19 protein-coding genes and 1 tRNA gene are annotated in these 25,629 nt (G+C 45.2%); 11 read left to right on the top strand and 9 right to left on the bottom strand.

Going from position 1 to position 25,629, the window contains the following annotated elements; translation table 11 throughout:
* Positions 1 to 10: 10 nt before the first annotated feature.
* The 3 genes from F6J90_RS12845 to F6J90_RS12855 all read right to left on the bottom strand — a co-directional run bounded on the left by F6J90_RS12845 (position 11) and on the right by F6J90_RS12855 (position 3,494).
* Positions 11 to 2,485: a protein phosphatase 2C domain-containing protein gene (locus F6J90_RS12845; RefSeq protein ID WP_293093692.1), complete on the bottom strand. Its 2,475-nt coding sequence runs from the start codon at positions 2,483 to 2,485 to the stop codon at positions 11 to 13.
* A 242-nt stretch (positions 2,486 to 2,727) separates the two neighbouring features.
* Positions 2,728 to 2,973, bottom strand: coding sequence for a DUF6737 family protein (locus tag F6J90_RS12850; protein WP_293093695.1), 246 nt, complete (start codon positions 2,971 to 2,973; stop codon positions 2,728 to 2,730).
* Positions 2,974 to 3,155: 182 nt separating this feature from the next.
* Positions 3,156 to 3,494 carry an NAD(P)H-quinone oxidoreductase subunit M gene (locus tag F6J90_RS12855; RefSeq protein ID WP_071102827.1) on the bottom strand — a complete coding sequence of 113 codons (339 nt, stop codon included), beginning with the start codon at positions 3,492 to 3,494 and terminating at the stop codon, positions 3,156 to 3,158.
* An 801-nt stretch (positions 3,495 to 4,295) separates the two neighbouring features.
* Here F6J90_RS12855 and F6J90_RS12860 point away from each other — a divergent pair.
* The 3 genes from F6J90_RS12860 to F6J90_RS12870 all read left to right on the top strand — a co-directional run bounded on the left by F6J90_RS12860 (position 4,296) and on the right by F6J90_RS12870 (position 10,222).
* Complete coding sequence (locus F6J90_RS12860; RefSeq protein ID WP_293093697.1) at positions 4,296 to 5,219, top strand: hypothetical protein; 924 nt, start codon at positions 4,296 to 4,298, stop codon at positions 5,217 to 5,219.
* A gap of 569 nt (positions 5,220 to 5,788) precedes the next feature.
* The gene (locus F6J90_RS12865) at positions 5,789 to 7,855 is read left to right on the top strand and encodes a GAF domain-containing sensor histidine kinase (protein WP_293093700.1); all 2,067 of its coding nucleotides are present in this window, start codon (positions 5,789 to 5,791) and stop codon (positions 7,853 to 7,855) included.
* A gap of 687 nt (positions 7,856 to 8,542) precedes the next feature.
* Positions 8,543 to 10,222, top strand: a complete 1,680-nt coding sequence (locus F6J90_RS12870; protein ID WP_293093702.1) for an AarF/ABC1/UbiB kinase family protein — start codon at positions 8,543 to 8,545, stop codon at positions 10,220 to 10,222.
* Positions 10,223 to 10,391: 169 nt separating this feature from the next.
* Here the strand turns inward: F6J90_RS12870 and F6J90_RS12875 are convergent.
* From F6J90_RS12875 to F6J90_RS12890, 4 genes are all read right to left on the bottom strand, one after another.
* A tRNA-Glu gene (locus tag F6J90_RS12875) sits at positions 10,392 to 10,464 on the bottom strand.
* Between the two features lie 81 nt (positions 10,465 to 10,545).
* Entirely contained in the window at positions 10,546 to 11,094 is a 549-nt protein-coding gene (locus F6J90_RS12880; RefSeq protein ID WP_293019505.1) for an NYN domain-containing protein, read from the bottom strand.
* A gap of 246 nt (positions 11,095 to 11,340) precedes the next feature.
* On the bottom strand, positions 11,341 to 12,009 hold the full coding sequence (locus tag F6J90_RS12885; RefSeq protein ID WP_293093704.1) for an energy-coupling factor ABC transporter ATP-binding protein: 669 nt from the start codon (positions 12,007 to 12,009) through the stop codon (positions 11,341 to 11,343).
* A gap of 22 nt (positions 12,010 to 12,031) precedes the next feature.
* Positions 12,032 to 12,298, bottom strand: a complete 267-nt coding sequence (locus F6J90_RS12890; RefSeq protein ID WP_071102821.1) for a hypothetical protein — start codon at positions 12,296 to 12,298, stop codon at positions 12,032 to 12,034.
* A gap of 249 nt (positions 12,299 to 12,547) precedes the next feature.
* Here F6J90_RS12890 and psbD point away from each other — a divergent pair, with 249 nt between their 5' ends.
* The 7 genes from psbD to F6J90_RS12925 all read left to right on the top strand — a co-directional run bounded on the left by psbD (position 12,548) and on the right by F6J90_RS12925 (position 21,274).
* The gene (gene psbD, locus F6J90_RS12895; RefSeq protein WP_008183309.1) at positions 12,548 to 13,606 is read left to right on the top strand and encodes a photosystem II D2 protein (photosystem q(a) protein); all 1,059 of its coding nucleotides are present in this window, start codon (positions 12,548 to 12,550) and stop codon (positions 13,604 to 13,606) included.
* A gap of 512 nt (positions 13,607 to 14,118) precedes the next feature.
* The gene (locus F6J90_RS12900; RefSeq protein ID WP_293093709.1) at positions 14,119 to 14,400 is read left to right on the top strand and encodes a 4a-hydroxytetrahydrobiopterin dehydratase; all 282 of its coding nucleotides are present in this window, start codon (positions 14,119 to 14,121) and stop codon (positions 14,398 to 14,400) included.
* A 482-nt stretch (positions 14,401 to 14,882) separates the two neighbouring features.
* Positions 14,883 to 16,793 carry an iron uptake porin gene (locus F6J90_RS12905; protein WP_293093712.1) on the top strand — a complete coding sequence of 637 codons (1,911 nt, stop codon included), beginning with the start codon at positions 14,883 to 14,885 and terminating at the stop codon, positions 16,791 to 16,793.
* A gap of 144 nt (positions 16,794 to 16,937) precedes the next feature.
* Complete coding sequence (gene cysK / locus F6J90_RS12910; protein WP_293093714.1) at positions 16,938 to 17,867, top strand: cysteine synthase A; 930 nt, start codon at positions 16,938 to 16,940, stop codon at positions 17,865 to 17,867.
* A 215-nt stretch (positions 17,868 to 18,082) separates the two neighbouring features.
* Positions 18,083 to 19,324 (top strand): transposase, encoded by a 1,242-nt coding sequence (locus tag F6J90_RS12915; RefSeq protein ID WP_293093716.1) that lies wholly within the window; start codon positions 18,083 to 18,085, stop codon positions 19,322 to 19,324.
* Positions 19,325 to 19,537: 213 nt separating this feature from the next.
* Entirely contained in the window at positions 19,538 to 20,239 is a 702-nt protein-coding gene (locus F6J90_RS12920) for a DnaJ domain-containing protein (protein ID WP_293093718.1), read from the top strand.
* A 162-nt stretch (positions 20,240 to 20,401) separates the two neighbouring features.
* Complete coding sequence (locus tag F6J90_RS12925; protein ID WP_293093720.1) at positions 20,402 to 21,274, top strand: 6-carboxytetrahydropterin synthase; 873 nt, start codon at positions 20,402 to 20,404, stop codon at positions 21,272 to 21,274.
* 56 nt (positions 21,275 to 21,330) lie between these two features.
* On the opposite strand, the gene F6J90_RS12930 is transcribed toward F6J90_RS12925, so the two are convergent.
* Positions 21,331 to 22,590, bottom strand: coding sequence for a transposase (locus F6J90_RS12930; RefSeq protein ID WP_293093722.1), 1,260 nt, complete (start codon positions 22,588 to 22,590; stop codon positions 21,331 to 21,333).
* A gap of 573 nt (positions 22,591 to 23,163) precedes the next feature.
* On the opposite strand from F6J90_RS12930, the gene F6J90_RS12935 reads away from it, so the two are divergent.
* Positions 23,164 to 24,246, top strand: a complete 1,083-nt coding sequence (locus F6J90_RS12935; RefSeq protein ID WP_293093724.1) for a tetratricopeptide repeat protein — start codon at positions 23,164 to 23,166, stop codon at positions 24,244 to 24,246.
* Between the two features lie 244 nt (positions 24,247 to 24,490).
* Here the strand turns inward: F6J90_RS12935 and F6J90_RS12940 are convergent, their stop codons facing one another.
* Positions 24,491 to 25,351 (bottom strand): DUF6753 family protein, encoded by an 861-nt coding sequence (locus tag F6J90_RS12940; protein WP_293093726.1) that lies wholly within the window; start codon positions 25,349 to 25,351, stop codon positions 24,491 to 24,493.
* Positions 25,352 to 25,629: the final 278 nt, after the last annotated feature.

Genomic DNA, 25,629 nt, shown 5'->3' on the forward strand with positions numbered 1-25,629 from the left:
TTCTCAAGACTTAGGGAGATTCAGTAGGTCTAGGGGTACTAGACGGAGGCGTCTTTGTCTGACATTGACTGGCGTGTGTTGGGGTTGGTGTAAAATCACGATCCATCATAGGTAAAATCTCCTTTTCTCTTATCCACCCAAACTCTCCCTGTGATACCAAGGTAGCAGAGGGTTCAGTCTGCTTAGAGTTTAATGGTACTGAGGATGATCCAACTTTGGGGGAGCTAGACATTTGATCCGATGGAATATCCGATGGAATATCAGTTTTGTTGGTTCCGGGTGAGCAAACTCTTAATTTAATCCACCAAGTCTCTTCCTGAGGATACCTTTTTCTGGCAATAACCTGCAAAATGCTACCAGCAGGAACTCTCCCAAGGATTGATTGCTTTTCAGGGTTAACCAAAAGTTGTACAGTTTGACCCACTGTTCTAATAATATCTTGGTTTTTAATTAAGGTAGCTGGCTTAGGAGGGGTCCCGGAGTCAGGGGTTTGTGGTGGGAGAGGTTTAGTTTCTGGACTCTGTGTAGGGGTTTTAGAACGGGTTATTTCTTGCTCCTTACCGAGACTCAAAACCCCACTCAGGAAGCGATTTATCTGTCCACTCGCCTTTGGACTCAACACTGGACTCAACAGATAAACGACTACCCCCCCTAACACCAACAGCACGAATATGCCCAACAAAAGTCTCCCAGTCTTCTCAGGAGAGGTTGAAGCTGAATAATTAGGATTTTGGTCACCAGAGGCGTCCCCCTCTTCCATGAGGTTAAGTGTGAGCAACGCTGTTTTTTGTTCATCAGTAGAAGCGGGTTGCTGATCACTCTTAACGTTTAACATTAGAGTCTTGTTGGTCTCGAGAGTGGGAAGGGATTCTAGCTGTGGCGGTGATAGTTGGATTGGCAAGGAAGGCTGGCTTGGTGTGACTTGACAGTAAATCAACGCCACCGTGACATTGTCGTGTCCGTTTTTGGTATTAGCAAGCTCAATGATTCGTTCTGCTGCTTTCTTCAAATCAATTTGACCGTCGAGAATGGGCAGGATTTCTGTTTGCCAGTACTGCTCGACTCGGTCATTGTCACTAAGACCATCAGAACACAGCAGAAAAACACAATCTTCATCCAACACCAAGCGCTGTACAGTCGGGTGCAGTGTGGTTGATGAACCCATGCCTAAAGCCTGCACTAGGGCACCAGATGTTGGTTGTTGTAGAGCATGTCGGTAAAGGGTATATCCAAGCCGCACCTCTCGAGACGCTAAATCATCATCTAGAGTAACTTGGTGACAACCATGGCGACTCACCCAATAGATTCTGCTATCCCCGACATGGGTAATGTATATTTCATGGGCATGGGTTCTAGCCATGACCAAGGTTGTTCCCATACGCTGCCGATCAAATCGGTTCTCATGATCATTGCGTTGGCTAATGGAGTCATTGGCAGCACAGACAGCTTTTTCCAATTCCAGGGTTAGAGTGGTTGGGTTCCACACCTTCAGTTTAGCTGGCAGTTGTTTGAGCTGTTGTCGGAGAGTGTCAATCGCCAGTTGGGAGGCAATTTCACCACCTGCTTGTCCACCAATGCCATCGCAAACCATTGCCAAAGCTTCCTTACCTCTTGAAGAGCTAATTAGCTTACCACTAGGAGGGTAGCAAGCGTCTTCATTGTGGCTACGACCCGGACCGGTATCGGTACGAGTGAGAGTCTTATAGGTTCTAGATTGCAATCGACGGCATTCAAACAACCCTTTCGCCAGTAATGCTAACAGCTGCTCTGATGTCTGTATCTGTCCTTTTGTCAGTTGGGAACAGAGTTGTTGGCAAAACTCTCTAATAACAGGGGAAGCCCCCTCAATCAGTTGTGACCACAGCTGACCCAGCTGTTTTAATGTTGGTGCTGGCGTTTGATCAGGTGGCAATTCCAACAACCTTAGCAAGGCTCCTTCCACCCGCACCAGGTTTGATTTCAGTAAGCTAGACGCTACCCCTTCTCGGCTCAAAGGTTGCCACAGTGAAGCCCATTGCTGCAGCCAGTTGAGTTGGCGTACTGGTGAGGCATCTTTCCAGACGCTAGTGAGTTCTGGTGACAGTTGTCCAAGAGTATTAATGTTCCCTGTTGCCTGAATTGGTACTCCTTCGAGTAACCAAATCTCTTTATTATACCTTGGCTGAGGTGTTAGCAGACCATACACTTGAGGCAGGTGTAATCCATAGGAAACCAGTCTCAAGTATGGGGTTATGGTTTGAGGAATCTCTAGTGGGGTCTCTGGTGGTACTGCTGGTTGAGTATCTAAAAGAACACGAGAATGAATCAGGAGGTAGCGCTTAGCAATAACTTCTCCCGGTTGAGCGGCTTTTATGCCTGACCCAATAGCCCACAAGTATCGTCTGAGCAGCGGCGTGCGACATTTTTGGCAGAACTTGTTGGTCTGGGGATTGGGAGCCTGACATTGATGGTTTGGGCAGTGGAGCGTTGCCGCCGGATTGTCCATGAAACTCTTTGCTGCTAAAGATAGCCTGATGGAACCGGGTTAACATTAGCACAGCTTTCTTTGAAGGAGTGATGTGCCAACAAAGGAAGTGCCAAAATCAGCCCATTGATTACAGATTGTAGCGCTTGACTTACGGGCTGGTTAATGATTTACTTCTATAATGAATAAATTCCCCTGAAACATTCTAGGCAGCAATGATTACCCTATGGTCTATGGGGAAGGTCAGCATTAAGTTTTATGTATTAATCATTGCGCAATATTGACTGGTTCCCCTCACTCATAGCACTAATCTTGATTAGCTCAGGCCAGATCAGCAAAAAGTACGTCCACCAAAGCAGAATTGGCATAGCAACGAGTAGTGTTATCCAGAGGGTTTTGAAAACTACCCAGATACTTAAGATGATGCCCCCTCCGGTCAATAGGATTGACCAGGGTTGGCACCACCAAGGCTTATAACTCCAAGGATTGAATTTTTTTTCTGTAGACAAGATTAGTCTTTTAAGCTACCACGACTTACTTCTTTGCACTAAGCAAGGGATTGATTAAAAGCATGAGAACCTCAAGTAAACCAGCTACAGTTTGGCGGGGGATGAAGGCAGACAGGCGCTTGAGTTATTAGCTCCCGTCGTGACTTGGTTTGAAAGTAGCTTGTCAGCCTATCTCCTACTGCCTAATTCTCAGGTTCTACTTGGGGCAATCCCATACTGTAATTAATCACTCGGCTTTCCGTATTGTAGCTAATTTGTCCATTTTGCAAAAGTGATCGCACAAGGTGTTCTAGGTCAGAACCGATACGACGGAGGTTGTATTCGGTCAAATCAAATCCGCTGTAGGATTCAACCAACTCATCGAACTTCCGGTAAACCTGCTGTAGAGCGTCTTCATTCCAATTGAATTCGTTATCGGGGTCAATGTCTAAGGTTAAGACGTTATCGCTCCCGACTAGTTCGTTATTTTTTACCTCTGCTGTATAGATTCGGACGTGACGAGTGGTGGACTTTAACAGCATCTAGAAACCTCCTGCTCACAGCCTTTATTTTTTCATCTTTTCAGGCACTAGTCAATGCTGACCATTTGAATTACCCACAAACCAATCAAAGATTTGGGGTTAAGGGCTTCGAGTTTGAGCAGCCGTTGCTTCTAGTTCTGTACAAGTCCAGGACTTAGGCAAATACACCAGATATAGCGCCTAACCCTTCAAGGGCTCGTACAAAAAATCTCTTCTAAATAAGCAAATCAGCGGTCCTGACCTCGGCGGCTATACGCTATATATAGCGTATTTTTTAATTTCGTCAGTCTTGAAGGAGATCATGGTCTGACAAGCACGTGCATGAGATTTGACAGACATTACCAAAAAGTTACTTACTCTCATAGTAAGTTTCCCTACAACCGTAGACAGCAGTCCGCTTGACCTGTTTCCGCCGTGCGGGCCATTGGCGCTACTCGATGTGATCGATATATATCATTTATCAATTTGGTGAGGTACAAATTACTGGGGAGTCGGGAGCGGTGCGACCCGTGGCGAATTAAATTCGACGACTATAAGCGCAAGCCCTGGTATTATGGAGTCTGGAGTCGGTTTAATAAGAGTTTATGGAGTATGCTTTTCCGGGACTGGTAGGGGGAATAAAAAAAAACTGTGTACCTCATGATTATGATAATTAATAGAGCCACCTGGGTTTTAGCAGCGGTCTCCACGGGGGAAGAAAAATGAACAATACATGCACTAATAGCAGATCCTGATACTCTAAAGGGAAAAACTATATTAAGTAAAGTCAAACACACTAATCCAATGTCATAGCTTAAAAAAATGTCTGGTACCATGGAAGATATTGCTAGACAAGCCCACCAGGGTAGCGTGGTGGCAATTATTCAAACACTCAATGAACGATTAGCCGATTTTGGGGTGAGAACTAGAGCCATTCTGGCTGATGGTGTATTGCAAGTTTTGTGTGAAGCAGCAAAACCAGAACAGCTGGAACAATCGATTCTAGTCAGTCAAATCCAGGAAATTCTGGAAGAAATTTCACCGCGTAACATTCGTCGTGTCAGGATCAACAGCCGCATCGTGCGAGAGGAACAATTACTCTGGTTAGAAGAAATTAGCCGTGACCCAGACAATCAGCTGTTGTGGTACGAAGACATAACCCTTACTAGGCCAAATTTCTTCAAGCAACTGGTTCAAACCCTCAACAATCGCCAAAACCTACCAAGCCAGCAACTGGCTCTAACACCAGGATTTTCCCGTCAAATCGGCCAAAAAAAACTACCGATTCAGCAACTGGTCTTACCGCCAGCTTCTTACGGTCAACTACGTAAAAAAGGTCGATTGCGGCAGGGTGTTGTGATTGGGTTAGGTTTGGGTTTACTCCTGATCCTAGTAGGTTGGTTACTGAATGATTGGTTTGGGAGGGAAATCAAATCCCATTACCCAACTCAAGCCGACCATTCGGCAACAGACCCAGCCAATTCTTATTCATCGGGATCTTCTAGTCAACCACCGGACCCCTTTACTGAAGCAATGCGCCTAGCTCAAGAAGCAGCCGCAGCAGGTCAAAGTGTCGAAACCTCAGCTCAATGGTTAGATGTGGCAGCTAAGTGGGAACGGGCATCAAATCTAATGGAGACGGTAAAACCTGATGACCAACGCTACCAAATAGCTCGTTATCGGGTTATACTTTATCGAAAAAACAGTGAGGAAGCTCAAAAACAAGCTAGAAAGAAGCGCTCCTAGTGGTGTTGAATCGAAGTTTTCAATCAGTTTTGTTAACAAAACCCTATAAAAAGGTGCTCAAGGTGTTTAAGGTGTTCAAAGTTAATCGATTTCAATCCCAGGGGAGATATCTGGAGTTTCTCAATTCTCTCCTGGGTTTCCAGGTACTAGTAGTTTACCCAACTCAGAGGCGCGCCTTTTGGGATTTTTACGCTCTGTGCCTTAGCTCGAAACTCCAACAAGCCCTCACCCAGTCTACCGATCAGAATTAATTGGGTCAACGAATCTCGAGCAGTAACCATTTTGAGATCGCGGTGCGACCCGTGGCGAATTTAATTCGACGACTATAAACGCACCGGGAGCGAGTTTAACTCAACTGTGACGATTACATGATTTAGTTGTGCCACCGACCCAAAGCTTCTCCTCTAACCAGAGTGATGATTGAACGGGTGTGTAGGTCGGTTGTCGTAAAAAACTCCAATCTCTTGATCAAAAGCACTCTGATGCCGGGAACACTAATCCTAGCGAGATTACTGTTTTAACAGTTGCTCTAGTCAAGACCAGTATTCACAAGTTGTGCAACAAGCATAATGGATGCAGAAAGCGCGATTTTTGCCCCAAGAGTAAATTCCATCAAGTCCCGTCTCTCAGGTACATCATTTGAACCAACCTTTAGCCAGGAACATCACGGTTCACTCATGCCTTACCCGACAGAGTTAGCTCAGATCGGGCAACAAATTGCTAAGACGATACTAAATACCTCAGAAACACAAACTCTGTTGGCGATGCTCGCCCAGGCTATAGGAGAGAGTTTTCAGGTGGATAGCTGTTTAATTGGGGCGCTGGCTAACCCTAGCACTACGCCCCAACTAGCCTGGTGGCGTGCTGATCAACACCTTGACCCAGAACACCGATACTACAAAAATCCAGTGCAACTGCTGGAACTCTTAACGACAGAGGATGACTTAGGCAGTGACTCAGTACTGGCAATTTCAGATTGGCAAACATCCGATGCTTGGTCTAACTTAGATTTGGGTGAGGAAGTGCTATCTGCCAGGGCAATACTGAAGACCTCCACAAAGTTTCAGTCTGTAGTCAACGGGGTAATTGTTTTAGGAAAAGCCCAGCCTTACCAATGGACAAAGACAGAGCAAGAACAGTTAATTGTTGTTTCCCAATGGGTATCGGTAGCAATTTCTCAAGTTCAGCTAACCCACCAAGTGAAGGCGGCTACTCGAGACCAAACTCTGCTCAACCAATTGAGTCAAGTGATGCATAGCTCTCTCAATCTCCTGGAGATTTTCCAGATAGCTACCACGGCTGTTGCTGAAGCACTTCAGGTGTCACGGGCACTACTGCTACTCTTAGATGAAACGAATCCCCTCTGTTGCACTCTACCAGGAAAGCATTCACCAAAACATGATCTGACAGTGGTTTGTGAATGGTTAAAGGAAACCTCTACTACTGATCTATTTTCAACAGGGGATGCACTGTTAAATAAATCCTTCCCAGTTTCTGAGTGTTCTTGGTACCAACAGGCTCTCAAGCAAGCCCCTGAACCGATAGTCATTACCGATAGAGCAGATCACCCGATTGGTAAAGCTAACCACCAGAGCATCTCACTCCTAGATCAGGTCCTATTGCCAGGGTTACTGATCTGTCCTCTGGTTGGGGCAGATAATCATGGTTTGCTATCCGTTAAGGTTTTGGGGTTCTTGGTCTTGCAAAATACTCAACCTCGCCCTTGGCTAGAGAATGAAATGAACTTGGTCAAGTGGGTCAGTACACAAGTTAGTAGCACTATTATCCAAAATCAGACTCTCCAGCAAGTACAATCCCTTGTTGAAGAACGCACGGCTCAGTTACAACATAGTCTGAAAGTTCAGGCAGAGTTATACGAAAGAACTCGCCAGCAAATGGGTCAGTTAAAGGAATTAAATCGGCTCAAAGAAGAATTTCTCAGTAGCATGAATCATGAGTTGCGGACACCTTTGACTGCAATGAGTCTAGCGATTCGGATGTTACGTCAACCCAAACTTGATCTTGAGCGTCGTGCCAAATATCTAGAAATCCTTGAGCAACAGTGTAATCAAGAAATTGAGCTAATTAACGACCTGTTGAGTCTACAGCAGCTGGAATCTGACCAGTCCCAACTGCACTTGCAAAGAATTGACCTGATGCCGATGATTAAGCACTTGGCTAAATCCTTTGAGTACAAATGGGCGCAGAAAGGCTTAAGCTTAACAATCAATAGTTCACTACCATCGCTGTTTATCAACACCGACGCTGAAAGCCTTAACCGTATCTTGCTGGAACTTTTAACCAATGCTGGCAAGTATTCTCACCCAAATACTACAGTAGTGATTGAGGTAACTGAGCAAATCCAGCAATCGGTGAAGCAGATTGTAATGAGTTTGAGCAATATTGGTCAGGGGATCTCTCCAGAAGACCTCAAGCATATTTTTGATAAATTCCATCGCGGTCAGGGGATGACCCAAAGGGCAGTTCAGGGTACTGGTTTGGGTCTAGCGCTAGTAAAATGCTTAGTGCAGCATCTCAATGGGACGGTAGATGTCTCCACTGGCCCGTCTGACACTCCTCGCACGTCCCGGGTATCTTTCACAATTACTCTGCCCCAGGTTCAATCTTTTATTTGACACTCCCCGGCCTGTTCGCGTAGCGTCGGGCAAAGCCCGAAAGGCACGAGGATTCCTTTATCAACGAGCCGCCGTAAACCGCCGAGTTCCAATCTTTGACGCCGCCAAAAACAGGACAATACTCAACCAAAAATCCGTGAAAACACCAAATTCCCAGTTAATTCACGACAGACCTAGAGGGCAGTTCTCGCATGGGGCGTTCGAGTACTTGCTGGAAGTGCCTTAAAAGTCCGTTTCCCTTCCTTTTCCTCAGGTTCCGGTGTGCCCCACCGTACCTTGTTTAATCTCAAAAGTGAAACTTCAACGGTTCACACGCCAACGGTTAATTGACGGTTGGGTTTTTAAAGAGGACTTTCCCTACCCTCTAGGCATTACTTCTTTGTGGTCGTTCGCGCAGCGTCGGCTACGCCGAATCAGTTACGGGTCTCTCTCCCGGCTGAGCCAACGGTTTTTCAGCCTGTACCTATCTTAATTATACATCGGCTTTGACGATTATTCCAGAAAAGTCGTCCTAGAAGGACGAGGCTTTAAACCCAAGATTTTTGGTAAAACTTAGTCATTAGTAACTAAGAAGGCAAAACTAATGACTAATAGCTTGGAAGACTAACTGGGAAGAATAGGTATTAAAGCGGATATGATCTGATTTATACTCCCGGATTGGATAGGAGTAACTATGAATAGCTGAGTATGCTCACAACTGATGCGTCCAAGCCACCACGTTGGCAACAACCTAACTATTCCCCCCTGGCTCGCCAGATCGATATTTTTACTGCGGCAGCGCAGTTTATGGTTTATTTATGGTGGGACAAGGTATCGGCTAATAATTCCCCCAAGCAAAGAAATCGTCGAGCCCAGTGGTTAGTTAGAAAGCTCTTAGATTTAGGTCCAACGTTCATCAAGATTGGGCAAGCACTATCCACACGCCCTGATTTACTTAGCTTAGAATATGTGAATGCCTTGGCGCAATTACAAGACCGGATCCCAGAATTTAGTGTAACCGATGCTATAACTCTAATTGAATCAGAACTGGGTCACGATATTCATGGTTTGTATCGGGATTTTGAGCATTTTCCTCTAGCCGCTGCCAGTTTGGGACAAGTTCATAAAGCCCGACTGCACACCGGCGAAGATGTAGTCGTTAAGGTTCAGCGTCCTGGCTTAGAAAAGCTATTTAACCTAGATTTTGAGATTATCCATCGATTGATTCGTTTTGTCAATCGATTTGTTCCGGGAACCAGAAAATATGATTTGGATTCCATAACCCATGAGTTTTTTAACCTGCTCTATCAAGAAATTGACTACATCCATGAAGGGAAGAATGCTGAGAGTTTTCGTCAAAATTTCAGCAATCATCCTCGCATTAGTGTCCCGAAAGTCTACTGGCGATATACAACTAAAAAAGTTTTGACTATGGAGTATATGCCGGGGATTAAAATTGATGACCGTCAGACCCTGGAATCCCTCGGCATAAATCCTCAAGAAATTATTCAGCTGGGAATTTGTTGCTACCTCAAGCAGTTATTACAAGATGGCTTTTTTCAGTCTGACCCCCATCCTGGCAATATGGCAGTCTCTCCGGAGGGCAGTCTGATTTTTTATGACTTTGGCACAATGCTGGAGGTCAAGTCCATGACTAAAGACCAAATGCTCCAGACTTTTTTTGCTGTACTGCGTAAGGACACTGATCAGGTCGTTAATAGTTTAACTTACATGGGGTTAATTGAACCCATGTCAGATCTCAAGCCAGTCAAGCGATTAGTTGCTTTTCTACTGGAAAAATTTACCGAAAAGCCCATAGAATTACAGGCTTTTGAGGAAATCAGTAGCGAACTTTACTTAATGTTTGAGCAGCAACCTTTTCGCCTACCAGCACAACTGACGTTTATTTTAAAGTCACTAACAACTCTTGATGGGATCGCTCGTGCCCTAGATCCCCAGTATAATTTGTTAGCTGCTACTGAGCCTTTTGTTAAAAGCCTGGCTGTTTTCCAAGGGCGGGGGAATATAGTGGGGCAACTAGCCAAACAAGCTAGGGATTTTCTGAAATATAACTTACATAAGCCTAGCGCTACCGAACTACTAATTCGACGCTTAGAAGAGCGGCTCGAGCTGGGGGAGTTACAATTGCATGTGCGTTCTGTAGAAAGCGATCGCACTCTCAAGCAGATCACGCTTGCTCTGAAAAGCCTAATTTATGCTTGTTTAACTGGATTCACTCTGGTAGCTGGTACTATTTTCCTGTCAGGTCCTCATACTGGATGGGCGATAGCCGCCTTTGCCTTTTCCGGATTCTGGTTTTTGATTTTGCTGCGTTCTCTGATTAACTTAGCCATTAGAGAAAGACTTGATAAGTTAGCCCAAAGGTAGGCAATCTGATCGCAAATCGCCTACCTTTAATTCTTGTATGTAAGCATTCATCCGTCAGCCGTCAGCCGTCAGCAGACTTAACTCAGATTAAACCAATGCTTACCTCTTTTATTAAAAAGCTGATAGCTGATAGCTGAGTGCTTACTCTTGTATTTTTCGCTTCTTTAGATACCCCCAAGGGAATTCGAATCCCTGTCGCCTCCGTGAAAGGGAGGTGTCCTAGGCCTCTAGACGATGGGGGCTTATTGATTTCACTTTTACAATAATAGTGGATATTTTGGTTTGTGTCAAGTGTTTGATCAGGAAAATTTTTTCCAGTCCCCTTACTTGATACTATTGCGCAACTGCTCTAGGCGCTGCTGAGCCTTGGCATCCAAGGAATTGACTAAAAAACGACCACTAGAGGATTTCTGTGGTCGATATTTGCGGCGGGTTCGACGAGCTGTGAATTCAACATCGCTGAGCAACTGCTGGGAAGACATGCATTGAGCACCATACCCCACAACTGTCAATTGCTCTGCCCGATCTGAGGTAGCGACGATCAGACGTTTAGTGGGTTTAACAAGATTGGTTCTATAGGAGGCGCAAAATTTTTCGATGTAAGTGTCTGCTGTCTCCCCGAAATCGGTGTAGTAAACCGATAAGTGATTAGTTATCACCTCACGACTGTTAGGGGTATTGAGTGAGTGAGCATCAAAGACAATCTCAGTGTCATAGCCGACAAAGGCACTGTAATTGGCTAGGGTCTCAATTAACTCTTGGCGAGAACTCATGAGACCATCACGATCACGGGTATTTTTCAGGAAAGACCAAGAGCCAATGACGTTATAGCCATCAACTAGTAAAATAGCCAGCGGTGAAGAACAGGACATTTTTCATGGTATTATACTGTTTACCGTCCGTATGGACTACATATTAGCAACAATTTTAACATTTCTTTATATTAGTATAAATTGTACTTGAGAAAAAGGCAAAAGGATTGAGCAAAAATGACACTCAACCCTTAACTATTAACACATATCATTTTATAGTCACAACATTAAGTATTATAATTAACGCTTAGCAGTTAACAGTTAGCCGATTACAAACCCTACGACTTTCTGGAAACTTCCCGAGAATCAGTGATTATGACTTACCAGTCTTTGCTTCAGGCGTTCCGGTTCACCTTGGTCAATGACCCGACCCTGGTCTAACAAAAATGCTCCATCACAATAATCCAGCTCATCCAAGCGGTGGGTAACCCAAATGGCTGTCAATCCTCGACTTTTGACTAAATTTCGCACTTGTGACACTAAATCCATCTGGGTATCTGGATCCAGTAGGGCAGTGGGTTCATCTAACAATAAAATCTCGCACTGTCTTGCGATCGCACCAGCGATCGCAATTCGCTGCTTCTGACCACCGCTGAGGGCATAGATCGGTCGTCGCTCTAGCTCTAGTAAATTCACCGCAGCTAGAGCCTCTTTTACCCGGGCTTGAACTTGAGCCATGGACAGTTTTTCGGCTACCAGTCCAAAGGCTACATCGGCACCTACGGTAGGCATCACTAGCTGATGATCAGGATTCTGGAAAACAAAACCTGCTGAACCGGCTAGGTAAATGTCACCGGATTGGGGGGACAATAAACCAGCCAGTAATCTAAGTAAGGTTGATTTACCACTGCCATTGGTTCCCAAGAGCATCCAAAATTCCCCCTTAGGGACTTCCAGGGAGCAAGATTGCAAAACTGTCCCCCCTTTAGGCCAGTTGAAGCCAACCTCTCTTACTTGAATTGCTGGTTGATTCATTAATATATCTTGCTCCATGAATTTATTCAGCCATGGCAAAGAAGCCGGGAGTACGTCCTGAGCCTGTGGCTCCAGATTTCTGAGAAATCATTGCTGCACTGATCTGATCGCTGAGAACGCCAATTTTCTTCTCTGGCTGGTGATCGCAGCTGAGTTCTAACAACTTAGGATGCCCAGAGCGCATGGCTGTCAAAATTTCCTGGTAGGTCGCTTGCGCCTCTTCTTCTGACTTACGTTGCACAGACAGTGGCATGGGTGTATTCCTTAGAATCAAGTCAATGGTGAACATGGAGTATCAAGCTGTAGCGCGTTCTATTAATGTACTTCTTCTTATCTTAGACCCCAGCCCAAACCGGCGTAAGAGCGGTATCTTGGGTGCAGTTATTACATAATTTTTTTTGAGGGGGTAGCAAAATTAAGAATTATGACATATTATGATAGTTATATTAGACGAACTTTACTTTTCTTTACTTAGACTCCCTTTAATAAAGAAAGTAAATCGGCTTACCGTACTTATATATATCTGGAGATCCTTGCTATGACAGTAGCAGTAGGACGCGCCCCCAGCACCAGAGGATGGTTTGACATCCTCGACGACTGGCTCAAGCGCGATCGCTTTGTATTCGTTGGCTGGTCCGGCATTCTGTTGTTCCCCTGTGCCTACATGGCTTTGGGGGGCTGGCTAACTGGCACTACCTTTGTCACCTCTTGGTACACCCACGGCTTAGCGTCTTCCTACCTCGAAGGCTGCAACTTCCTGACCGTAGCAGTATCCTCTCCTCCCAACAGCCTGGGACACTCCCTGCTGCTGTTGTGGGGACCAGAAGCTCAAGGAGACTTGACCCGCTGGTTCCAACTAGGAGGGTTGTGGAGCTTTGTGGCATTCCACGGAGCGTTTGGTCTAATTGGGTTCATGCTGCGGCAATTTGAAATTGCGCGTCTAGTAGGCATCAGACCCTACAACGCGATCGCATTCAGTGCGCCGATTGCAGTATTTGTCAGCGTGTTCCTGATGTACCCGTTGGGACAGTCCAGCTGGTTCTTTGCTCCCAGCTTCGGAGTAGCGGGTATCTTCCGTTTCATCCTGTTCCTGCAAGGCTTCCACAACTGGACACTGAATCCCTTCCATATGATGGGCGTAGCCGGGGTACTAGGTGGTGCTCTGCTGTGTGCCATTCATGGGGCAACGGTGGAAAATACCCTGTTCCAGGATGGGGACAAAGCCAACACCTTCCGGGCGTTCAACCCGACCCAAGCGGAAGAGACCTACTCAATGGTCACCGCTAACCGCTTCTGGTCTCAAATCTTCGGGATTGCCTTCTCCAACAAGCGCTGGTTACACTTCTTCATGTTGTTTGTGCCAGTAACAGGCTTGTGGATGAGTGCAGTGGGAATTGTAGGTTTAGCATTGAACCTGCGAGCCTATGACTTCGTGTCCCAGGAAATCCGAGCAGCAGAAGACCCAGAGTTTGAAACCTTCTACACTAAGAACATTTTGCTGAACGAGGGTCTGCGGGCTTGGATGGCTCCAGCAGACCAACCTCACCAAAACTTTGAGTTCCCTGAGGAAGTACTGCCTCGCGGTAACGCTCTGTAACACTCCAAGGCTGATCCCGAATTAAGGTTAGCGCTTGGATTTTCTCAAAGCCCCACCTCCTGGTGGGGCTTTGAGCAGTTCTAGAAAAAGAAAACTGGAACGCTCTGAGCAATATTAGGCCAATTTATCATGATGCTAGTTTGCAGAGGTTGCAATTTGATCGATAGTCTGTTAACTTAAGGAAAGGTAATAATCCTGGAAAGGTACAAAAAACCGCTTAGGGATTAAAGGAGGTGATGCCCATGGAAGATAGTAGTAAAATCATGGGTCATCTGGTTGGAGTTAGCCGGCTGTGCGCCGGGGCTGTTCTCTAGGAGTTAGCTGGATTCTCTACGGAGAATCTATATGACTGCTTAGGCAGGGCTACCTAAGAGTTCCTCTCGGCAGCCTGGTTTCAATCAGAAGACCCGCTAGACCGCTCTCACACCAGGTGTTATGGATTAACCAAAACACTAGCCGTGAGAGCGGATAGTTTTTTGTATGGGATTGTTTAAGGAGTGCATCTAACCATCATGGCTCAACTACTCAGTGATGCAGAAATTAAAGCCAAGGCAAGTCAGCTAGAAGACTGGAGTGTGGAAGGGAAAACCCTGCGTAGTAATAAGACATTCAAGGGTTTTGTAGAAGCGATCGCGTTTGTTAATAAACTTGTTGACCCATCTGAAGCTGCAGGACACCATCCTGACCTAGAGATTTCCTACAATAAGGTAACGATTACTCTAACCACTCATGATAGTGGTGGCTTAACCTCAAAAGATTTTGACCTAGCGCAAGTTATTTCAGAGTTGGGTTAATATGCTTTAAATAACTCTAAATAAGTGACAATTGCTTTATCAATAGACCCCAACCCAGCAGAAGTTCATCCACAGGCATTCGCAAAAAAGTTGGTGTAGCACTTTGTCGATAAAGGCTATAGTATAAGAATTGTTCCTCTAATAAATTGTTCCTGTAATAGGTTAATAGGTTTCATCGCAATAGCGCTGATTCTTAGATAAAACCAAATACCGGTTTAGGCTGTGGAAAATCGGCTAGCTGGAAATTAACAACGCCAACAAGAAAAAAGTAACGATCCAGCTAGGAATTTCTATAGTCAAGGTCGGTCGGGAAGTTTTGAACCTTCCCAAACGGGATGATGTATTCAATAACCGTGAAGATATCATACCGTAAGCATTACGAGATGTGGTTAATGCCCTCCTTTGTAAAATCAGCTTAGTATCCTCCGTGATTAATCCGGGGGAGAGTTCAATAATTGTAAAGGTGTGAGGATTAAGAGAAGATGTCTAAACTACTGTTGAAGTCCCTACTGATAAGTCCTGCTGTAGTGGGTGCTGCTCTCGCCCTTGGTACCAATGAGGTACAGGCAGCCAACAAGGCCAACTCGTTAACAGTTGAGAGTCAAGTTACTACGGAAGCTGCCCCACTTCAAGCTGTCCCAGTAAAGACAATTGCGATCGCGGCGGCACCCACTGCCCAAGAAGTTAAGGATACGCCAGTTTTTTCCACGGAGATGGGCTCCAGCTTGGGTGAGGGAACATCATTAACTTTAAAGGCCGATACCCTAGTTCCTAAGGTAGGCGTACCCGAGGCAGAAACAAAAATAGCCCAAGCCGTACCCTCAGCCTCAGATAACAGCCAGCTGTTAAATCAAATTCAACGCTACGGTAAAGAAGGTAGTAACAGCCAAGATCAGGTAACTAGTGTTTCCCAACTGCGGGATGTTTCCCCTGGAGACTGGGCTTATGAAGCTCTGCGTAGTCTGGTAGAGCGCTACGGTTGTATCGCTGGTTACCCAAACCGCACCTTCCGTGGCAACCGTGCTACCACCCGTTACGAATTTGCGGCTGGCTTGAACGCTTGTTTGAACCAGATTGAGCGTTTAATTGCTGCTAGTACTGCTGACTTTATTACCCGTGAAGACTTAGAAACGCTCCAACGGCTGATTCAAGAGTTTGAGGCAGAACTGGCTACCCTCGGAGCACGGGTCGATAACCTCGAAGGTCGAGTCGCATTCCTAGAGGATCACCAATTCTCCACTACTACCAAACTAGAAGGGGAAGTCATATTCGCCCTGACCAATAACTTTGGTGATTTTGGGGAAGATGACAATAACCAAGTTGTCTTTGGTGACAGGGTTCGTTTAGTTCTCGACACCAGCTTCACTGGTGAGGACAGTTTGGTAACTCGTCTGAGTGCTGGTAACCTGAATGCCTTCACAGCGGGGGGTGAGATTACCCCAGAACTCACACAGACCTTTAACACTGAGATTGATGGTACTGGTGACGGAAACGATATAGGGGTTGACTGGTTAGCCTATTACGGTGACATTCCTATTGGTCCGTTTGGTCAAGTATCAACTTACATTGCTGCCTTTGGTGGTCGGCATGATGATTACGTTCCTACACTCAATCCCTATTTCCAAGACTTCGATGGTGGTAGTGGCTCTCTATCCACGTTTTCTCAACAAAACCCCATCTATCGGATTGGTGGTGGTGCTGGTTTAGGGGTTAGCTTCCAACTTGGTTTACTAGAGAGCGTGATTGGACCAAGTACTATCACACTGGGTTACCTAGCTGGGAATGCTTCAGATCCTGATGAAGGGGCAGGTCTGTTCAATGGTGACTATTCTGCCTTGGGTCAGTTGAACTTCAATGTCAACGACCGGATTGGTGTGGGCTTTACTTACGTCCATGGTTTCCATAAAGAGGAGAGTGCCATATTCAGCAAAGGCGCGGGAACAGATGGTATCGTAGGTACTCGTGCTGCCAACTTGAATCAAGAAGCACTTCTTGCTAGTCGTATAAATGATTCAGCTGACAAGGTAACCAACTCCTACGGAGCAGAATTAGCGTTTCGCCTCACCGACAAGATTTCCTTTAGTGGATTTTTCAACTACACCGATGTGATTGTCATTGGTGAAGGAGGTGGTGAAATTTGGAGTTACGGCGGTGGTTTAGCCTTCCCTGATTTTGGAAAAGAAGGTAGTGTGTTAGGTTTCTTTGGTGGTGCAGTCCCCTATTCGGATTTGAATGAGATTGAGACCCCAATTCACATAGAAGGCTTCTACAAGTATCAGCTATCCGATAATATCTCTATCACTCCTGGTGTGATCTGGGTGATTAATCCAGAGCAGAGTGATGATAATGATGATGCTGTGATTGGTACCATCAGAACCACATTCACGTTCTAGAGACCTTGGCTAATTACCCAAGGACTATCGAGCATTAGTTAGGTTTCCCTGCCCCTAGGCGGGGATTTTTGTTTGAAGGGGTGAAAGTGTCAAAAAATACTAGGATGATGGATAACAACTAATAACTCAGAATTTCCAACAGTTATGCGAATTGCTCCCAATATTACCGAACTGGTTGGTCGGACGCCTCTAGTGCAATTGAACCGTATTCCTCAAGCAGAAGGCTGTGTCGCTAGAATTGTAGTCAAGTTAGAGGGAATGAATCCATCTTCGTCTGTCAAAGACCGGATTGGTGTTAGCATGATCAATGCAGCGGAGCAGAATCAGTGGATTACCCCCGGCAAAACTATTTTGGTGGAACCGACCTCGGGAAACACAGGTATTGCTCTAGCAATGGCAGCGGCAGCCAAGGGTTACCAACTGATCCTAACCATGCCAGAGACAATGAGCATCGAGCGACGGGCTATGTTGCGAGCTTATGGTGCTCAGTTGGAACTGACACCAGGTAGTGAAGGCATGGGTGGCTGTATTAGGCGAGCTCAGGAAATTGTAGAAACTACATCCAATGCCTATATGCTGCAACAGTTTCGTAATCCAGCTAACCCAAAAATTCACTATTGTACCACAGCTGAAGAAATTTGGGACGATACGGAAGGACAGGTGGATTTCCTGGTGGCTGGAGTCGGTACGGGTGGTACAATTACTGGTGTGGCTGAAGCGATTAAAAAACGTAAGCCCAGTTTTAAAGCGATCGCAGTTGAACCAGCTGGTAGTTCTGTACTTTCTGGAGGGTCTCCAGGACCTCACAAAATTCAGGGTATCGGTGCGGGTTTTATTCCAGAAGTAATCAAGGTTGAACTTCTTGACGAGGTGATTACAGTTACCGATGATGATGCGATCGCATACGGTCGTCGTTTAGCCCGTGAAGAAGGAATTCTTTCCGGCATTTCCACTGGAGCCATACTATCAGCGGCGATTCAAGTTGGCAAACGTCCAGAAAATGAGGGTACCCTAATTGTCATGATTCAACCGAGTTTTGGGGAAAGGTACCTAAGCACCCCCCTGTTCCAATAGCCGACTGGCACCACTTATCAGTGTTATGGGGCAAGGCGCTAGGGTTCACTAGTTATGCTAAAAAATCTGGAAATCTATGGAAAGATAAGGATTGAGCTTACCGAAAATTTTGGTTTAAAGCCCCGTCCTTCTAGGGCGGCTTTTTTTTTGAATATTATCCGTAATTTTTCGCTGGGTGTGGTAGATTAAAATAATAACAGGAGAGGTCGATAACGATGATAATTCTTGAATTCAAAGCATACGGCAAAAGACATCAATACTCAGCTATAGACGAGGCTATTAGGACGGTCAAATTTATCCGAAACAGTTGTATCCGGTATTGGATGGACAACAAAGGGGTAAATAAATACGACTTTAGTCGCTATAGTACAGTATTGGGTAAAAAGTTTTCTTTTGTTAATGAACTGAATTCAACAGCTCGTCAGTCAAGTGCTGAGAGGGCATGGTCATCAATCGCCCGTTTCTCTGACAACTGCAAGAAGAAGGTACCTGGAAAGAAGGGGTTCCCAAGATTCCAGAAACGTTGCCGGTCGGTTGAGTATAAGCAGTCAGGCTGGAAATTATCACCCGACAAGAAATCAATCACATTCAGCGACAAAAAAGGAATTGGGAAGCTTAAGCTTAAGGGTACCTGGGACTTATGGAGATTTGACAAGAAGCAAATCAAGCGGGTTCGGATAGTTCGTCGAGCTGATGGTTATTATGTTCAGTTTTGTGTTCAAGTTGACATAAACGTTCGCGTTCGCGCAGCGTCGGCTTTGCCGAAAGCGTGGCCTACGGCCTTAGAGTTAGAACCAACTGGAAACACCATCGGTTTAGATGTCGGACTAAAAGATTTCTATACGGATTCCAACGGTCACGCTGAACCCAACCCACGGTTTTATCGGACGGGTGAAAAGCGTTTAAAGTTTTCTCAACGCCGGGTTTCCCGGAAAAAGAAAGGCTCAGCTAACCGTAGAAAAGCCATTAATAGACTAGGTAAAACACACCTTAAAATAAGTAGGCAGCGTGAAGAACATGCCAAGAGACTGGCACGTTGCGTAGTCCGATCTAACGATTTGGTTGCCTATGAAGACTTGAGGGTTAGGAACTTAGTAAAGAACCACTGTCTTGCCAAGTCTATTAATGATGCAGGTTGGTATCAATTCAGGAAGTGGTTAGAGCACTTTGGCGATAAATTCGGCAGGATAACTGTTGCAGTAAACCCTGCATATACCAGCCAAAACTGTTCTGATTGTGGTGAATTAGTCAAAAAGTCTTTGTCAACTAGAACTCACGTCTGTAAGTGTGGTTGTCAATTAGACCGTGACCACAACGCTGCAATCAACATTCTTAAACGAGCCTTGGGTACGGTGGGGCACATCGGAACCCTGGTCTTAGACCAAAACGCTTATGGAGATTTGGCCTCTACTCTTCTTGGTTCCGACCTGGATGAGCAAGTCGAATCTTTGAAATAAGAATCCCCGCGCCTTCAGGCCAGGGAGTGTCAATTGGTACCTCAATTATACTAAGTAGGTGGGCTTAATTATCCGTAAAATAGCGATTGATATTCAAAATGCTGAAAACCCCTTTAATAAAGGCTTTCAGCTTCATTTTAGTATTTTGAGTTTTAACGTTTATTTATGCCCACCTACTTATCGCTGCCGGTTTAAGTAGGTTTAGTGTAGCCCATGTCAGACTCGAATCACTACCAGACTCTGGATGTTCATCCCCACGCTACGACCCTAGAAATTAAACAAGCCTACCGACGGCTAGCCAAGCGCTTTCATCCAGATAGCAACAGCCCCACCGCTGATCCCGAAAAAATTATCCAAGTTAATGCTGCCTATGAGGTCCTCAGTAACCCTGAGCGACGGCGTTCCTATGACCAAAAGAGGCATTACTTTCAGCATTCATTAGAGCATCAGAATCGACAACAGCGAACAGCTGATGCCCAAAGACATTACCAGCATCATCGGCAAAAGGGAAAAAAGACTGATGCCCAGCTAGGGCAATGGTTGCAGCAAATTTATCAACCTGTAAACTACTGGATTAGTCATATCCTTGAGCCTCTAGAGGCTCAACTCGATGAACTCTCGGCTGACCCGTTTGATGATGAACTCATGGCAGAGTTTGAAGCTTATCTGGAAGAGTGTGGTGATCATCTCCATCAAGCTCAGAGGCTGTTTCATTCTCAACCTAATCCTGCCACCGTTGCCAGTGCTGCTGCTAACCTCTACTACTGTCTTAATCAGTTAGGAGATGGGATAGAAGAATTAAAGCTGTTTACCCTTAACTACGACGACTACCACCTACACACAGGTCAAGAACTGTTCAGAATTGCCTCCCATCTGCTCTGGGAAGCTAAAGACACAGTTAAAGATTTTTGGTAATGGGTAACCAATAGGATTTTTGTAGCAAACCCAAGAATGATCAATCTTGGCTTACATGCAAAAGGGACTTGATTAATGACTAATCACCAAGTAACTAATGACCAACGACCACTAATCCAAATTAGTTTATCCTGAAAATAAGTCTAGTTTACCTAACTTGACATGGAATGCGTCATTAAGCGCCGTGCTGAGTTTTCAGCCAGCCACCGATACTGGTTACCAGAACTGAGTGAAGCTCAGAACATTCAGCGGTTTGGTTTGGGTAGCCGATTTCCTGGACACGGACACAACTACGTTCTGTTCGTTTTCCTGACCGCTCAGTTGGATAAGTATGGCATGGTGGAAAACTTGTCTAAAGTCAAAACGGTGATCCAAAAAGAGGTCACCAGCCAACTTGACTACGCTTATCTCAATGAGGTTTGGTCAGAATTTCAGCAAACCTTACCTACTACTGAAAACATAGCACGAGTAATTTGGCAGCACTTGGTTACTTACCTACCACTACTGAAGATTCAGCTATTTGAACATCCAAAACTCTGGGCTGACTATCAAGGAAACGGTATGGAAGTATATCTGACTATCAGTAACCACTTTAGCGCTGCTCACAGACTAGCTCATCCTGACCTCAGTGACCAGGAAAACTACCAGATCTACGGTAAGTGTGCTCGTCCCAACGGACATGGACATAACTATCACATAGAAGTGACGGTTAAGGGTGAAATGGATCCGCGCACTGGCATGATTGTTGATCTAGACTCCTTGCACCAAGTCATGGATGAGTATGTGGTGGAAGCCTTTGACCATACTTTCCTCAATAAAGACATTCCATACTTTGCCCGGGTTGTTCCTACTGCCGAAAATATTGCTATCTATATTTGTCAGTTGTTGCAACAACCAATTCAAGAATTGGATGTCCAACTTCATAAGGTGAAATTGATTGAAAGTCCCAATAACTCCTGCGAAGTCTACTGCACACCAGAGACTACCAAGTCAGCAGCAACATCATCTACAGAAACTCTGCTGACCTTGATGTAGTTGAGTGACATCTTCCCCCGTTAACCCTTACGGGTATAACGGTGGCTTCCCAAGAATCACTTCTTGAGTTTCCTGGTTACTCCCAACAGGGGTTTCGACTCTTGCCTAGACTGGGGAAACCCAGCCCCCGGTAGATCGTCTGCACAGGCGGTTTCCTTTCCCGCAAGTCCTGCGGTACTGATCAGGTGTCTACCTCGGTTTCTGATCACCTGAGCGCTGGCTACATCTCGGTCAGTGGTATATCCACAACTGGTACACTGATGTACTCGTTGCCTGAGATCTTTTTTCACTTTTGCACCACACTCTGGACAGGTCTGAGAAGTCCCTCTGGCATCAACTAATCCAAAGAACTTCCCTCTCTTGAAGCACACGTACTTGGTGATGGTTCGGAATTGACCAAACCCCCCATCGAGCATCTGCTTACCCAAGAAACCTTTGGCCGTAATTCGATAATCCAAGTCTTCCATGAAGACCATCTCACCAGCGTCACAAAGGGCATGAGCCTGCTTAAAGTGGAAGTCTTTGCGAGTGTTGTCGATGTGGTGGTGCAGCTTAGCCACCTTGATTCGAGCTTTCTCGTAATTTTTTGACCGCTTTTTCTTTCTGCTCAATCTGCGTTGTAGCAATTGCAGCTTGCTTTGCATTTGAGCGAAAAACTTGGGTGGTTTGACTATAACTCCCTCGCTGGTTGCTAAAAACTTCTCAATGCCAATATCAACTCCAATCGGATGACCATGGGGCATCGGTTCAGGCAGATTGACATCGCACTGAATAGTAACGCAGGCGTACCATTTATCAGCTTTCAAGATCATACGTACTTGCTTGACCGTAAACCCGCTAGGTATTGGACGATGCAAGTTAATTGGAATTGCTCCAATTTTGGGGAGTTTGAGATGATATCCCGTTACTGGGTTTGTCTTGAACTGAGGAAAAAGCAACGACTTAAATTGCCCGTACTTCTTGAATCGAGGGAAGCCAAACCCTCTTTTGGTGAAGTATTTCCAAGCTGTATGTAACTGCTTAATAGTTTGCTGAAGAACCTGAGCAGGAACTTCTTTAAGTAATGGGAATTCTTTCTTAGCTTTGGGCAGATTATTAAGCTGGGTTATCTGATCAGGAAACTTAGCATCTGCGGCTAGAATATATTCCTTGTCCAAGGAGCATCTATCAACCAAACACTTCCGAGAGTTACACCAATCTTTAATCTCTCGCAACCCATAGTTGTAGGTCATGCGACAAATTTCCATCCACTCAATTAACCTTTGCTGTTGAGTGGCATCTGGGTAGAGTCGGTAGCGGTAGTTGAGTGTTAGCATTGACAGTGGTTTGACTGTAGGTATTGATTGTACACTAGTTACTGGTAAGCTGAAAACGTTTAATTGTTAAGTTAAGTAACTCAACGTCACTTAACTTGGGGGAGCTATAAGTAGCTCCCCCAAACCCCCTCATTAAGATAAAAAAGTTTAGCCCATTCCCCACCTAAAATTTTTGATGCGCGGTGGGGTGCTTTCAATAGCTGGCAAGCGTAGCATGGGCTACGCCCATTAGCCCTAGGTTGAATGCTGACCTAGGGATTTTTATTTGCTGAGATTAAATCATCCATAAGTTAGAGTTAGTATATCATTTGTTATGATAAGGGTAAAGTTGCCGTAACCAGCATTGATGGGGTTATCATGGTAGTCAAGTACCCGCACTCGTACTGTTAGGTCGAGCTGCGCTAAATCCGAAAGCCTTCATATGGTCGTTAATGGCAGCGTGGTATCTCACTCAAGGAATTAGATACGACCTAGAGCAATTCAAAACAAGGGAATATATGGCAAAGGATTTTACTCGATTGCGCAAACTTAGAAAACTACAAAACTCTTGATGATCCGTAAGAGGCAATAGGAATGGAGAGCCGGTTGCCGTGTGATGACAGCGAATATAGGGAGCGTCTAGCAGAGGCAGCACGCCAAACTTTCGTTCCTACATTACCTGACAACATTCCAGATAATGTTGATGACCTTGCGTCAAACCATCGCACCGGTGAAGCTGCTCAACTTTTAGAGAAAGGGATTGAGCAGCACCAGCGATGTCAATTCTCCGCAGCAAGACAGTCGTTCCAAGAGGCACTAGCAATGTATGCGCAATTGGCAAATAGACGGGGTCAAGGAAAAGCTCTGAGTGGTATGGCCCTGACTGCTTATTCCTTGGACAACTTTCAACAAGCCATAAAGTATAGTAACAAAAGTCTTGCGATCGCAAAAGACATCAAAGACCAGCGTCTTGAGGGCCAGGTTTTGGGAATTTTGGGAAATGCCTACCGTCACCAAGGAAATCACCTCAAGGCTATTGACTATGGTCAAAAAAGCCTAACTATTATGCGGCAACTCCAAGACCGACTGGGAGAGGTGACTGCCTTGAACAATCTAGGATTGGCCCATAAGGCACTAGGAGATTTGCCCCGAGCAATGGCTTGCCAGCAACAGAGCCTCTATGTTGCCCAGACTCTTGGGTTACCTGAGCTGGAGGAGCGAATTCTGAGAAATCTCAGTAACTGCTGCTACTCCATCGGTGATTATGCTCAAGCTATTGACTATTACGAGCAGCGTTTTGCGATCGCACAGCAGATGGGTGATCATCCCCTAGAAGGACAGATTCTGGGCAAGCTGGGTAATGCTTGCTTGGCACTAGGAGATTATTTTCAAGCGATTTACTATATTCAGCAGCAATTGCTCAAAGCTCAACAAATGGGTAATCGCCGTCTAGAACAACAAGCCTTAGGTCGCTTGGGAAAGGCTTATGATGCCTTAGACAATTATGGCCAAGCGGTTGAATACTATGAACAACGCTTGAGTATTGCCCGAGCCATCGGTGACCGGAAGGCAGAAAAAAAAGCCATAGCTAGTCTGAAAGCTGCTTATTACTCTCAAGGAAACTACACCAAAGCTATGGAGTACCATCAGAAAAATTTAGCACTCACTAATCCATAAGAGGAATGGTAGTTCTGGTGGGGATAAGGCTCGTAGCCATTAGCCATTCCCAAAACACCGACACTGATCTCTATCAAAATACCTATAGTATCATGTCGGGATAATTACCCTTAATAAAATCTCCCCCATCTCCCCATCTCCCCATCTCCCCATCTCCCCATCTCCCCACACTTTCCACCCTCCCCACACTTCCCACCCTCCCTCTAATTATGGGTATTCAACCTGACTTGATCTAAAATTGGGATCACTCATTGTCTATATACTTGCGCTGGCTCGGAGGGGCGACCCACAGTAGACAATAGCCGCTAGTGGCTTTTTTTCCCCCAAAGTTTAACCGGATTCCTGCCTCTATGGCATCCTTTTGACATTCTAAGTTATCCAAATAGCCCGCATTCCACTTGGTTATATTTCTGGCTAATTTGCCCTCTTTACTGATTGCCCAATTTAAGGTAGCTGCTTCGTCTAGGGTTAGTTGTCTAGAACCATTGGGGTCTAATTTTGGCTGACTTAACTGAGATAGTCCCCAACCCGCTCCTAGTCCACAAACCAATGACAAAACCACAGCTCCACAGATGGCTGTAATGTTTATAAAAGGAGATGTCTTAGCAACCAGAAAATCCCTTGAGCCTTTGGGTGGATAGGCACAGGGCTGTCTTTGTGACTTGGATTCTATGGTTACCTTTGATTGCTCTATGGCAGACGCGATCGCTTTAGAAATTTCTTGGCGCTGAATATCCATGGTGGATTGCCCCACGACATCAATCATCTGCTGGATATCCTTTTCCCAACTTCGGAATAACTGCTCTAAGGATTTAGGAGTATCTGCTAACATTGTTTCCAAACTGGACGTTGCTACCAAAAATAGGAATAGCGGGTCATTAGCGTCCAATTCTGTCGCAACAACTAAATCTAAAATTTTTGCCTTAAAGCTATCCGAACGTCCTTCTAACAGCTTTTCCAATAGAGAGTAATCAGTCTTATCCCTCTCGTCAATTAAATCTGACAGACTTCCAGGTTGCTTGATGTGGGAGAGGTTTTCTTGAGAAAGATTACTTCCTACCATTTCCCTAATTCCTTGTTTGCTTACTTCTTTATAAATAGCCATAAAATTCGATAATAACAAGATTTGTAAATATTTGTTACATAGAGACGTTAAAATCCTGAAACGATAAAAATTCTCTGAAAAAAGGAACGTTACTATAAGGGGTTATATGTACATAATCAATCCGTTGCTCTGCTTAGAGAGTACTACCAAGAAAGAGAAACACTCAAAAACTTGAACAGGTTAAATCAGTAAGCATTCAGCAGTTAGCTAACGCGCTACGCTCAGGCTGACTGCACCTCAAGTAGCGTGGCCTACGGCCAATAGCTGAATGCTTATTA

Origin of the sequence: Moorena sp. SIOASIH (assembly GCF_010671925.1) — a bacterium.
Classification (GTDB): domain Bacteria; phylum Cyanobacteriota; class Cyanobacteriia; order Cyanobacteriales; family Coleofasciculaceae; genus Moorena.